Origin of the sequence: Lysinibacillus sp. NPDC097868, from assembly GCF_044761135.1 — a bacterium.
GTDB lineage: Bacteria > Bacillota > Bacilli > Bacillales_A > Planococcaceae > Lysinibacillus.
Genome location: NZ_JBIWBS010000001.1, coordinates 305,136 through 318,826, shown reverse-complemented (window position 1 = coordinate 318,826; position 13,691 = coordinate 305,136). Strand labels below are relative to the sequence as shown.

At 37.7% G+C, this 13,691-nt stretch carries 12 protein-coding genes; all 12 read right to left on the bottom strand.

Going from position 1 to position 13,691, the window contains the following annotated elements; all coding sequences use genetic code 11:
* Positions 1-34: 34 nt before the first annotated feature.
* Positions 35-997: an oligopeptide ABC transporter permease gene (gene opp4B, locus ACIQXJ_RS01465; protein WP_403048842.1), complete on the bottom strand. Its 963-nt coding sequence runs from the start codon at positions 995-997 to the stop codon at positions 35-37.
* Position 998: 1 nt separating this feature from the next.
* Positions 999-1,946, bottom strand: coding sequence for an ATP-binding cassette domain-containing protein (locus ACIQXJ_RS01460; protein ID WP_403048839.1), 948 nt, complete (start codon positions 1,944-1,946; stop codon positions 999-1,001).
* Entirely contained in the window at positions 1,927-2,952 is a 1,026-nt protein-coding gene (locus ACIQXJ_RS01455; protein WP_403048836.1) for an ABC transporter ATP-binding protein, read from the bottom strand. The genes ACIQXJ_RS01460 and ACIQXJ_RS01455 overlap by 20 nt, the downstream gene beginning before the upstream one ends.
* A 1,232-nt stretch (positions 2,953-4,184) precedes the next feature.
* On the bottom strand, positions 4,185-5,093 hold the full coding sequence (gene opp4C, locus ACIQXJ_RS01450) for an oligopeptide ABC transporter permease (protein ID WP_401009530.1): 909 nt from the start codon (positions 5,091-5,093) through the stop codon (positions 4,185-4,187).
* 13 nt (positions 5,094-5,106) lie between these two features.
* Positions 5,107-6,072 carry an oligopeptide ABC transporter permease gene (opp4B, locus tag ACIQXJ_RS01445; protein WP_401009531.1) on the bottom strand — a complete coding sequence of 322 codons (966 nt, stop codon included), beginning with the start codon at positions 6,070-6,072 and terminating at the stop codon, positions 5,107-5,109.
* 92 nt (positions 6,073-6,164) lie between these two features.
* Positions 6,165-7,895 (bottom strand): oligopeptide ABC transporter substrate-binding protein, encoded by a 1,731-nt coding sequence (gene opp4A, locus ACIQXJ_RS01440; RefSeq protein WP_403048832.1) that lies wholly within the window; start codon positions 7,893-7,895, stop codon positions 6,165-6,167.
* Positions 7,896-7,957: 62 nt separating this feature from the next.
* Positions 7,958-8,947 (bottom strand): ABC transporter ATP-binding protein, encoded by a 990-nt coding sequence (locus ACIQXJ_RS01435; RefSeq protein ID WP_403048829.1) that lies wholly within the window; start codon positions 8,945-8,947, stop codon positions 7,958-7,960.
* A 9-nt stretch (positions 8,948-8,956) separates the two neighbouring features.
* Positions 8,957-9,955, bottom strand: coding sequence for an ABC transporter ATP-binding protein (locus ACIQXJ_RS01430; RefSeq protein WP_403048826.1), 999 nt, complete (start codon positions 9,953-9,955; stop codon positions 8,957-8,959).
* A 717-nt stretch (positions 9,956-10,672) separates the two neighbouring features.
* Complete coding sequence (gene pyrE, locus ACIQXJ_RS01425) at positions 10,673-11,302, bottom strand: orotate phosphoribosyltransferase (protein WP_401009535.1); 630 nt, start codon at positions 11,300-11,302, stop codon at positions 10,673-10,675.
* Complete coding sequence (gene pyrF / locus ACIQXJ_RS01420; protein WP_340825954.1) at positions 11,299-12,009, bottom strand: orotidine-5'-phosphate decarboxylase; 711 nt, start codon at positions 12,007-12,009, stop codon at positions 11,299-11,301. The genes pyrE and pyrF overlap by 4 nt, the downstream gene beginning before the upstream one ends.
* Entirely contained in the window at positions 12,009-12,920 is a 912-nt protein-coding gene (locus ACIQXJ_RS01415; RefSeq protein ID WP_403048823.1) for a dihydroorotate dehydrogenase, read from the bottom strand. The genes pyrF and ACIQXJ_RS01415 overlap by 1 nt, the downstream gene beginning before the upstream one ends.
* Positions 12,917-13,690: a dihydroorotate dehydrogenase electron transfer subunit gene (locus tag ACIQXJ_RS01410; protein WP_403048820.1), complete on the bottom strand. Its 774-nt coding sequence runs from the start codon at positions 13,688-13,690 to the stop codon at positions 12,917-12,919. Before ACIQXJ_RS01410 ends, ACIQXJ_RS01415 begins: the two co-directional genes overlap by 4 nt.
* Position 13,691 lies beyond the last annotated feature (1 nt).

Here is a 13,691-nt window from a genome sequence, read left to right as displayed (position 1 = left end):
CAATTCACCTCTTCTTCAACATTATGTTTAGTAGTTAGTCTATACGGATACGCGGATCAACAATGCTCATAATAATGTCCGACAGCAGACTACCTAATAATGCTAAGAAACCATAGAGCATGATAAGAGCAGTAATGACACTATAGTCGCGACTCGTTATTGAACTAATAAATAATTCCCCCATACCTGGGTAGCCATAAATAGTTTCTATGAAAATCGAGCCACCTAATAAACCTGTTATTGTAAACCCTAAAAACGCTGCAATAGGAAGTACTGAATTGCGGAAAATATGTCGCGCATATATTCTACGTATTGGAATACCTTTACTTCGAGCTGTTTTTACATAATCTTGTGTTTTAGCATCAATAATTTCCGAGCGTAAATATTGGATAATCCCTGTAGTACCTAATATAGCTGCCGTCATAGCAGGTAATAGCAAGTGATAAAATTTATTCCAAAAATAGGCCATCGTTCCTGATTCCAGTCCAACATCTACGGTTCCACTCGTTGGGAACCACATAAGGCGATAACCAAAAAAGAATAAAAAAACGAGAGATAATACAAAAGTGGGAATTGCGAAGCTAATAAAACTGTATAGGATAATCGATTTGTCTAAAAAGGTATCTTGCTTACGCCCTGCAAGCATTCCCAATGGTATGGCGAGCAAGTAGACAAGAATAACACTAAGTAATGAAAGCCAAAATGTATTGAGTGCACGCTCACCAATAAGAGTGGACACCGCAATTTTATATGTATAGCTTTGTCCAAAATCACCTTGAAAGGCATTTGTAATCCAGCGATAATATTGAACATACCAAGGATCATAGAAGCCTGCTTGTATTCGTAGCTCCTCAATCCTTGAAGGATCTGTCTCTGGTGTAATTAACCCTGTAAAAGGGTCACCTGGCATTTGCTTTGCCAATATAAAAATAATTAAACTCAATATAAACATTTGGGGAATCATTACAATAATGCGTCTAATAACAGTTTTCCACATTTTATAATCCCTCCTGCTCAATTTCAGACATCGCTATATAATGGGTCTCTGAAATGGATTTTAAAGGGTATACTTTACCTTTCTCATCATAATAGTGATGATGATCTTTGCGATATTTCTCTTCGACCTTTTGCCGAGCTGCTTTGCGCTCCATCCTCGTTTCAGGCTCAATATGTGGGATAGCTGACAATAGGCGATTTGTGTAAATATGCTGTGGATTTATGTAAATATCCTGACGGGTACCCGTTTCAACAAAGCGCCCCTTGTACATGATTGCAATATAATCACACATATGTTTTACGACCCCGAGGTCATGAGATATAAATAAGTAACTCAACCCATATTCTTGCTGAATATCTTTCATAAAATTTAGTACTTGTGCTTGAACCGATAAATCAAGTGAGGATACAGGCTCGTCAGCAATAATCAATTTTGGATTACAAGCAACTGCCCGCGCGATACCAAGACGTTGCTTTTGTCCTCCTGAAAATTCATGGGGATACTTTAACAAGACGTCCTCTGACATACCAACAATGGCAAGTAACGCTTTAATACGCTTGCGTTCCTCCTGATCACTGAGCTTCAAAAAATTGCGCATTGGCTCTGCTAAAATATCCAGTACACGCTTTCTTGGATTCATACTCGAGTGTGCGTCTTGGAAAATCATTTGAATATCTCTGTTATACGAAGAATTACGCTTACGTCGTTTATTAGTAACATCCTGCCCTTCATAAATGATTTGACCAGACGTTACCTTTTCGAGGCCAATGATTGCTTTACCTGTTGTTGATTTACCAGAACCCGATTCACCGACTAAACCATATGTTTTTCCTTTTTCAAACGCCATCGTAACGCCATCAACCGCGTACACTTTATCAATTACGGTATTAAAAAAGCCACCTCGTATTGAATAATGGACGTTTAAATCTTTAATTAGCATAAATGTCATACTGTCCACCTCCTAGTTCCCTTTCAAAGCAAAAGTGTTTCCAGCAGGTGCAGCGAACAAAATGACCAGGTGCAATTTCATGTAATTGTGGGTCACTTTCATGTGCTGTTACATCAATCCACGGTATACGTGCAGAGAAACGACAGCCTTCACGTGGCAAATTCATGAGCGAAGGCACCATACCACGTATTACCTCTAACCGCTCGTTTTCCTCATGTGTTTGCGGAATTGAATTAAGTAAGGAACGTGTATATGGATGTTTGGCATTATTAAATAGTTCTTGAACGGGCGCCTCTTCAATAACTTGTCCTGCATACATAACGGCTACACGGTCTGCAATTTCTGCAACAACACCTAAGTCATGGGTAATTAAAATAATACCCGCTTGTGTTTCATCCTGAAGCAACTTTAAAAGGTCTAAAATCTGTGCTTGAATGGTTACATCTAATGCTGTAGTGGGTTCATCTGCAATAATGATGGCAGGTTTGCTTGATAGCGCAATCGCAATCATGACGCGTTGGCGCATACCACCTGATAATTGATGTGGGAATTGTCTCGCAACCCGTTTAGGATGAGCAATCCCTACTTGCTCAAGCAATTCTAAGACACGCTCTTCTCGTTGCTGTTTTGTGAGTGTCGTGTGGTAAATGAGGCCTTCGGCAATTTGTTCATGAATGCGCATTAACGGATTTAATGCTGAGAGAGGATCTTGAAATATAAAGCCAATATCATTGCCTCTTAATTTGTTGAATTGCTCTTCACTTAAATTTGCTAAATTTTGATGATTGTAAATTATTTCTCCAGTCACTTTTGTATTCCGATTATTATGTAAGCCAACAATTGTTGTGGCTAACGTACTCTTCCCACAGCCAGACTCTCCAACTATAGCTAAAATCTCATTTTTTCTTAGTGAAAGCGAGACATCTTCTATTGCTGCATAATATGTGTCTTTAATACGAAAACTCGTTGTTAAATTGTTAATTGTTAATAAGTCATTTGTACACAAACAATCTCCCTCCAACATTCAGTTTTCTGACAAATACATTTATCTTTATTTTAAAATTATAATTACCCTGAATTAACGCCTCCCTATTCTATTATTTTTGTTAAAGACAAGCACATTCAGCTTGTTAATTGCAAGTAACACAACCTGTCTTTATATAGATAGAATTATCTGATAATTAATTATAATGCTATTCTATCTAGTATTTATATGCAAAATCAAGCGTTTTTTTAAAATTATTATCATAAAAACAAATAATATCACCTACTATTTATCTAGATGAATTTCATTTTCCATCTTTCAATTTTTATGATTTGTTATATAAATAAAACAAATGAGTAAACATTCATAAAATTTTCTAGAATAATAAATTAATGTGGCGTGCAACTTTATAAATCAACTTTTTTCAATAATTAATAAAAAAATAAGCTAATAAATAAATTTTATTCGAATGCTTTTATTCAAGTACGTATTGTTTTTAAGCACCTTGTTTTATTAATTCCTTATTACATTAAAAAAATTTTGTTTTTACCATAAATTTATAATTATTTTTTATTTTCCACACAATAATTGATTTTTAATTTAGCAACCTTTTACATAAAAATAGTTAGTTTCTACGCTTCATATCCAGTTTCCATGTACAATTTTGATATTCCTTTCTACATATTGCTGGTAGAGCAGGATTAGGTCCTTGCTTCGAGGGATTCTCTCCTTGCTCCGCGGATTCACTACCTTGCGCGGGATTACTCACTCGCTCCGCGGAATTACACCCTCGCTCCGCGGAATCACTACCTTGCTCCGCGGAATCACTACCTTGCGCGGGATTACTCACTCGCTCCGCGGAATTACTCACTTGCTCCGCGGATTCACTACCTTGCGCGGGATTACACCCTCGCTCCGCGGAATTACTACCTTGCTTCGCGGAATCACACCCTCGCTCCGCGGAATTACACCCTTGCTTCGCGGAATCACACCCTCGTTCCGCGGAATTACACCCTCGCTCCGCGGAATTACTACCTCGTTCCGCGGAATTCTCTCCTCGTTCCGCGGAATCACACCATCGTTCCGCGGAATCACTACCTTGCGCGGGATTACACCCTTGCTTCGCGGAATCACACCCTCGCTCCGCGGAATTACACCCTTGCTCCGCGGAATCACTCCTCGCTCGACATCAATAGCAAATGGCACCTATCAAAGTAAAGTTTACTTTGATAGGTGCCATTTATTTACCAACATTATCTTCTTGATTTTGGATTCATTGCATCTTTTAGTCCTTCACCGATAAAATTAATCGATAAAATTACTAATGTAATTGCTGTTGCTGGTGGAATCCATATCCAAATTTTATCTCTTAACACATCTGAGTTTCTAGCCTCTGCTAGCATATTTCCCCAGCTTGGCGTATCTGCTGGCACACCGAAGTTTAAGAAGCTTAACGCCGACTCTATTACAATTGTTACCGCCATTAATAATGTAGCTTGTACAATGATTGTAGAAGCGACGTTCGGTAATAAATGTTTCATAATGATTTTCGATGATTTACAGCCGATTGACTGTGCAGCTAAAATGTACTCATTTTCTTTTTCTGCAAGAATGCGACTTCGTACAACGCGGGCAACACTACCCCAGCTTAATACGGAAATGACAATGATTAACGTCCATAAGCCCGATACTTTACCAACTAGAATCGTATTTAGCACGATAACAAATACTAATAATGGGAACATTAGTACAAAGTCAGTGAAACGCATTAAAATTTGATCGATCTTGCCACCAAAATATCCTGAAATAGACCCTATAGTTGTCCCAATTAAAACTATGAAAAACATACATCCTATACCAACCGTTAAAGAAGATTTACCAGCATAAAGCATTCGTGTAAATACATCACGGCCATTTGTATCGGTTCCAAGCCAATTCTCACTTGAAGGTGGTTGGCTAATTTTCATAAAGTCTACACGCACTATATCTTTTGTCGTAATATATGGCGCTAAAAACGATAGAATAATAACGATTAGTAAAAAAATAAGGCTTATCATAGCTAATTTATTTTTAACGAACTTTCTTCTCGCTATCACCCATGGAGAGGGGCTTTTATTCAGTGTTTTTGATGCAGACGCTTCTTGTTTTGTTATAATCTCCACATATTTCCCCTCCCTAATCTAGTCTAATTCGCGGATCTACTATACCATACAATAAATCGGCTACTAAATTCCCAAAAAGTGTTAAGAACGAAAGTAACATAGTTATCGACATCATGACCGCATAATCTCTTCTACCAACGGAATCTAAGAACAGTGCGCCTATTCCGGGATAAGTAAAGATGGTTTCTGTTATTACTGCACCACTAATTAATGTAGCGATGTCAAAACCAAGAAAAGTAATAATCGGAATAATCGAATTTCTTAAAATATGCTTGTTGTAAATTTTTGATTCCTTTGTTCCTTTTGCTCTCGCTGTACGGACGAAATCTTTTCTGCTGTTTTCAATAATATCGTTTCGTAAAAATTGCGTATAGGAAGCCGTTCCCATTAATCCTAATACAAGTGAAGGCAATAACACATGATGAACCCTACTTAGGTAGTAAGCAAACGTTCCTTCTTGAAGCCCTACGCCAACTGAGCCATTGAATGGGAACCACCCTAGTTGGAAAGAGAACACATAGATGGCTACAATACCAGCGACAAATGATGGAATCGCTAAAGCCAAATAATTGTACGAAGCTATTAAATTATCGCCTAATGTATATGGTTTTCTCCCTGCATACATGCCCATGAAAAAAGCAAAAATATACGTCAAAATTAAAGAAGTTACTGCTAAAAATAATGTATTCGGAATTCGTTGTGCAATTACTTCTACTGCAGGTTTTTTATAAACCGTTGATTTGCCAAAATCCCCTTGTACAAAATTAGACATCCATCTTCCATATTGCACGATAATTGGATCATTATAGCCTAACTTCTCTCTCATTTCCTCGATGTATTGTGGGTTTGTATTTGATGGATCAATTTCTCCCGCAAATGGATCTCCTGGCATCATTTTTGCTAAGAAGAACACAACTAACGAAATAAGGAGTAACAATGGAATCATGCCGAGTAATCTTCGAAGTGTGTATTGAAGCATGTGACGTCCCCTTATCAATTATAATTTACTACTATCAGGCTCCTATAAGAGCCCGATAATAGTAGGTTTCTCAGCCTTTTTTAGGCATTAACTTACTCGACAATATGCCATTTATAAACGTCTGTTTGGAAACCAACAGCGTTAATATGAACACCTTGTAGTCGGTTGTTAATACCATATAGATCTAGGTTTTCCCATAAAGGAAGTGCTGGTAATTGTTCGTTGAAGTATTTTTGCCAATCAACATAAACTTTTTTACGGTAGTCTTTATCAAATGCAGCTTCGCTTAACGCTTCTTTTAATAATTTGTCGTTTTCTTCATCTACATAACGACCGTAGTTCCATTCTGCATCATTTGCCCATAGGCCAGATGGATCTGGATCAGAACCCATACTCCAAGAACCGAAGAATGCCTCTAATGCAGCGTCATCATTATCTTTCATCTCATTGTACAAGTTAAACTCTACTAAACTACCTGTTGCTAGTTCAGTTTTCACACCAATATCATTCCAAGATTGGATGATTGCTTGTGAACGACCTTCAAATGCCGCTGGTCCTGCATAGTGTCCAAATGAAATTTTAAATGGTTGGCCTTGTGGATCTTCAACAAATCCATCGCCATCTTTATCAACATAGCCTGCTGTTTTTAACAGTTCTTTCGCTTTATCTACATTAAAGTCATATGCATTTAAATCTGAAGCATCTGCAGCAGTCCAGAAAGTAACTGGAATAACTGTATTTGCAACTTCAGCTTTTCCTTCTAAGAAAGCATCGATCATTGCTGGACGGTTAAGAGCATATAATAGTGCCTGACGTAATTCTTTTGAATTGAATTTATCAAAATCTGCTACATTTTTAAGTGTAGCTTTATCACGATGACCAAAACGAAGTCCGATATAAGAATAGCCTACACCAGTCGTTTCTTCGATACGTACATTGCTTAATGCTGAAAGCTCTTTCACAGATTGTGGTCTAATATCCATGATGTCGATTTCTCCGTTTTGGAACGCACCCGCAGCTAATGATGGGTCAATTACTTTTACAATAACACCATCAAGCGCTGGTTTCCCTTTCCAGTAATCATCAAAACGCTCTAATTCAGAATATTCGCCGTCAACAACTTTTTTCACCTTAAACGGTCCATTGCCTACAGGCGTTTCACGCACTTGCTTCGATTCACTTAAATCTTTTACTGCAATGCCTTCATAATGTTTCTTCGGCATTGGGTATTGCCAAATACTTTCTAGATTATTAATTTTTACTTCTTTAAATGTAACTTTAATTGTGTAAGGGTCAACAACTTCAATTCCTGAAATTTTATCTGCTTTACCTGCTTTTTTATCTTCTGCCCCTTTTACACCTTCAACATAATTGAAACGAGGACCATCATAATCAGGATCTGCTAAAGTTTCTAATGCAAATACCCAGTCTTCACCTGTTAATTCCTCACCATTATGCCATTTCACACCTTTTTCAAAGTTGAATGTATACGTTAATTTATCTTCACTAATATCCCATTTTGCAAGATTTGGTATATATTCTAACTCATCATTTACATCATAAACGCCATCCATTAAGAAGTTTTGAATATATGCATCCACAATACTTCCTGCAAAGGCAGGGTCAAATACGCCCTCTGGCGCTTGGTCAGTACCGAATGTTGCAACGCCACCTGCTTTAGCATCAGTCGTTGTAGCTACTGGAGTTTCCTTATCCTTTTCTGCATCTTTGTCCGTTGTCGATGAATCATTATTACATGCTGCTAGGAACAGTGCCATGACGAGCATTAGTAAAAGTGACCATAATGTTTTAGTCTTTTTCATTTTTTTCCCCCCGTTAATTTTTTATTTTGAAAAGCATTTTTTCCTTTTTTTTCTTGCCATTTTTAATATAAGTGGCAAGCAACTTTATGATCTGGCTTCACCTCCTTTAATACTGGTTTAGTTAAGGAACATTCCATCATAGCCTTCGGGCATCTTGGATGGAATGGGCATCCTTGCGGAGGATTAGCAGGGCTCGGTACATCACCCTGTAAAACAATACGATTGCTTTTTTTACGAGGATCTGGCACAGGTATTGCTGAAATGAGTGCTTGTGTATATGGATGCAATGGTTCATCATATATGCTTACCTTGTTTGCAATTTCAACAATATTGCCTAAATACATAACGCCGATGCGATCACTCATATGTTTTACAACGCTTAAGTCATGCGCAATGAATAAAAAGGTTAAATCAAACTCATCCTGTAACTCTTTTAGTAGATTTAAAACTTGAGATTGTACGGAAACATCTAAGGCAGAAACTGGTTCATCGGCAATAATGAGCTTTGGTTTAAGCGCTAGTGCTCTTGCAATACCAATTCGTTGACGTTGACCACCTGAAAATTCATGTGCATATTTGTAATATGCGTCCTTAGGCAACCCTACTTTTCTTAATAATTCAATGACTTCATCTTTTAAAGAATTCAGCGTTTTGTTATGGAAATTCATAATAGGCTCAGCTACGATACTGCCTACCATCTGCATTGGATTTAATGATGCATAAGGATCTTGGAATACCATTTGGATATCTTTTCTTATTTCTCTTAATGATTTGCCTTGTATTTTCGTAATATCCTGTCCATCAAACACGATTTGTCCTTCTGTAGAATCTAACAATCTAATAATTGTACGGCCGGTTGTTGATTTTCCGCATCCTGACTCACCAACTAAGCCCAATGTTTCACCATTTTTGATAGAAAATGAAATATTATCTACAGCTTTCACATGTCCGACTGTTTTTTTAAGAAATCCACCTTTAATAGGGTAATAGGTTTTTAAGTTATTCACTTCGAGCAAAGTTTCTTTATGTTGTTTGATTGTCGTATCAGTCATGTTGTTACCTCACACTTTCTCTAGGATAGAACCTTCATATAGTAAGCACGAAACCTCATGGCCATCGCCGATTTGGACAAGCTGAGGCGTTACCGTAATACACTCTGGTTTCACCGACGGACATCTATCTGCAAATCGACAGCCGACTGTCGGCATATTTTTTAAAGATGGCACAATGCCTTGAATTGTCGTTAGCTCACTAACTTCGATATCAATGCGTGGAATGGATGCCATTAATAGCTTCGTATACGGATGCTTTGGATTATAGAATAGATTGTCCACATTTGTGCGCTCTACAATTTTCCCAGCATACATAATGATGACTTCATCACACATTTCTGCCACTACACCTAAATCATGCGTAATCAATATAATGGACATATCATTTTCCGCTTGAATTTTTCTCAGCAATTCAAGTATTTGTGCTTGTACAGTTACATCTAGTGCAGTAGTAGGTTCATCAGCAATTAAAAGCTTCGGATGACAGGCGATGGCAATAGCAATCATGACCCTTTGTCGCATCCCCCCAGATAGTTGATGTGGGTATTCGTCGACAATTTTATCCGGTCTTGGTATGCCTACACTCTTCAATAATTCAATTGATTGCTGTCTTGCGTCTGTTTTCGAGATTGGTAGATGGTTTAATAAAATCTCTTCAATTTGATTACCAATTGTAAATACTGGGTTTAAAGATGTCATAGGCTCTTGAAAGATCATACTAATATCTTTTCCTCGTATTTTATTCATCTCATCACTTTTGTAACCTTCAATATTTTTTCCTTGGAACTTTATTTCTCCACCAGTAACTTTGCCAATCCCTTGAGGAAGTAGCTGCATGATTGACAGTGACATAACACTTTTCCCACAACCAGACTCCCCTACAATACCTACAATTTGGCCGGGCTTAACGGAAAATGAAACGTTATCCACCGCGTGATATATATCTCCGTCTATATCAAAACCAGTTTTAAGGTTTTTCACTTCAAGCATTAAATTCATTGCAATCATCACACCTTTTTGTATTTTTTCTAAATAGAAATATGTAGTAAAAACTTACGATGACAATCTTTTCTGATTCAATATTCAGAAAAAAGGATATAAAATTGATTAAACTTATTTTAATATCATTTCTACTCAAATATTTATTAGTTTTTATATAGTTCAATTTAAAAACATATTAATAAAATTTTTACAGTAGAAATAAAAAAATCATCTAACTATATACTTATGGAATTATCTGAAAATTATTCATATTGCTATTTTATATAGAAATAACGCATTTAATCAAGAGTTTTTTTACAACTCTCATAATGTTATATACATAAAAAACCATACAACTATTACAAAAAATTATATAATTTTTCTATTCTTTTTAAACAGATATTTGCTTCCCTTCTTATTTTTTCTATTATCCATCAATTATTTATTATTTAAATATACTAATATTCTACACTGTATTTCATGTTCTTCTCTCTTAATTCATTCTTTTATTTGGTAAACTTGAAGATTATAGGAACAATTCGATATTTCTGTTTATTTTAAATATTCAACAATTATATTTATATAATTTTTCGGTTTAAAGTATTAACATCAAAAAGCACTTTTTGCTACAGTAAAAAACTATTTTTTTATAAATTTTTCTAAACGTACATCTTCATAAAAAAAAACGATCATTGGCTAATTTAACCATGATCGTTTTTTATTAATTTTTCTTATTTCTTACCCCTATAGTGCTCCAGCTTTAAGTTTTGCATGCCAGTCTTTTAAGAATGGAATATCTTCTTCTTTAATAGCACCTGATTCGTTTGCAGCTTCAATTAAATAATCAAAGTTTGTTAAAGATACATATTGAATGCCAGCTTCTTCAAATGCTTGCTCAGCACGTGGTAAATTATATGTGTAGACACAAACAACACCTAGTACCTCACACCCCGCTGCACGTAAAGCTTCTACTGCTGTAATCGAAGAACCACCTGTTGACACAATATCTTCTACTACAACGACTTTTTGCCCCGCTGCGTATTTTCCTTCAATTTGATTTCCACGACCATGCTCTTTTGCTTTTGAACGTACGTACACCATTGGTAAGTCTAAAATATCGCTTACCCATGCAGCATGTGGAATACCTGCTGTAGCAGTACCAGCTACAATTTCTGTACCTTCAAAATTTTCTTTAATAATTTTTGCTAAGCCGTTTGCCAATTGCTTACGGATAACTGGATCTGAAATAGTTAAACGTGTATCACAGTAAATCGGTGATTGAATGCCCGATGCCCATGTGAAAAGATCTGTTGGGTTTAATTCGACTGCGCCAACTTTAAGCATAGCGTGTGCGATTTCGTTTTGTAATGTCATTTTGTTGCCTCCCATAATTCACTTACGATTTTATATGCTGCTACTGGATCTTGGGCACCTGTTACGGCACGCCCTACTACGATTAATGAAGACCCATCACGTTTTGCGCCATCTGGCGTAGCGATGCGTTTTTGATCGTGTGCATCACCACCAGCTAAACGAATACCTGGTGTGACACGTAAGAAGTTCTCACCGCACACTTCAGCGATTGCCTGTGCTTCATGAACTGAGCAGACAACACCATTCAAGCCTGCTTGTTTAGTTAAGCTAGCATAATGTAATACAGATTCTTGTAATGTTAATGCGATTTTTTGCTCTGCTTGCATTTGCGCTTCAGTAGTAGATGTTAGTTGTGTCACAGCAATCAATGCTGCACGCTCTCGACCCGCTGGTGTACCCGCTTCTAGGCCTTCAAGTGCAGCTTCCATCATTGGACGCCCGCCTGCTGCATGTACATTGACTAAATCTACTCCTAATTTAGCTAAGCCCTTCATCGCTGAGCCAACAGTATTTGGAATATCATGTAGCTTTAAATCTAGGAAAATATCATGTCCTAAATCCTTCACTTTACGTACAATATCAGGACCTTCCTGCATATAAAGCTCCATACCAATCTTTACGAAAAGAGGCTCTTGAAAATGTGCTAAAAACTTGAAAACTTCCGCTTCACCAGGGAAATCAAGTGCTAATATTGGTTTTGTATTCATTAACGATGGCTCCTTCCGATTATGTCCGTAATATGCTCTACGCCTAATGCGTCAAGCTTTGCTGGCAACTCCTCAATGATGTTCGGACAAACGAAATGGTCTACAAAATTGGCTGTCCCAACTGCGACTGCTGATGCACCTGCTGACATAAAGTCAATGACATCTTGCGCTTCGCTCACTCCGCCCATTCCAATAATCGGAATATTGACCGCTTTATATACCTCATATACCATACGAATGGCAACTGGTTTTACTGCAGGGCCTGACAAGCCCCCTGTACCATTAGCAATTACTGGTTTACCTGTACGTTCATGCAAACGCATGCCAATTAATGTGTTAATCATCGTAATTCCATCTGCTCCACCAGCTTCAACTGCTTGAGCGATTTCTACGATATTCGTAACATTTGGTGATAATTTCACGTAAACAGGGACTTCAGAAACAGCTTTTACTGCTGCAACGAGCTCTCGTGCTGTTGCTGGGTCTGTACCGAATTGAATGCCTCCACATTTTACGTTCGGGCAAGAAATATTCAGTTCTAGCGCTTTTACATTTGGTGCTGCAGAGATGCGACGTGCAACTTCTACGTAATCTGCAGTTTCAGTACCAGCTACATTAGCGATAATTGGCACATCATAGCCTTCTAAAAACTTTAATTCTTCATTCATTACTTTTTCAATACCAGGATTTTGTAAGCCAATGGCATTTAGCATCCCTGCTGCTGTTTCCGCTACACGTGGTGTTGGATTGCCAGGTCTTGTTTCCACTGTTGTTGCTTTAATCATAATAGCGCCAAGCTTCGATAAATCGTACAGCTGAGCATATTCACGGCCAAAGCCAAAGCAACCTGAAGCTGGCATAATTGGATTTTTTAATTCTAAGCCAGGTATTTGGATATTTAAACGACTCATAATGCCACCGTACCTTTCGGAAATACTGGACCGTCAGAGCATACTTTGACATAGTCTTTTTCAATTTGATCGGTTGTCTTGCACACACATGCAAAGCAAGCGCCAATGCCACAACCCATGCGCTCTTCAAACGATAAATAGCCTTCTTTTTCTGGGTAGAAGCCTTCTAACGCTTTTAGCATCGGTAGAGGTCCACAAGAATAGAACACATCAAACTCCGGCGCACACGTTTCTAACACGTTTGTTACAAAGCCCTTCGTTCCTTTCGATCCATCTACAGTTACGTAATGTGTTTCACCAAGTGCACTAAACTCATCCTCATAGAAGCAAACATCTTCTGTTTGGAAGCCTAATACATGGATTGTTTTCACACCACGAGCATTAAGCTGTTTTGATAGTTCATGTAAAGGTGGTACACCGATGCCGCCACCAACTAACAATGCCGTCCCACCCGTCTTTACTGCATCGACTGGGAAGCCATTACCAATTGGGCCAAGGACATTGACTAACTGTCCTTCACGATTTGTCGCTAACACTTGCGTTCCTCGACCTTCCGCACGATAAATCATTGTAAATTCACTATTGTCTTTATCTATGTTTGCAATACTAATAGGTCGACGTAAAAGCGGCTCCAATGAATCTGACACCTTTACATGGACAAACTGGCCAGGAGTCATATCCTGAACCAGTTCACCATGTAGTGTCAATTCGAAAATGTTTGTCGCAATTTGCTTTTGAGAGACGACCGTCATTTTCTCTTGACGAATCATA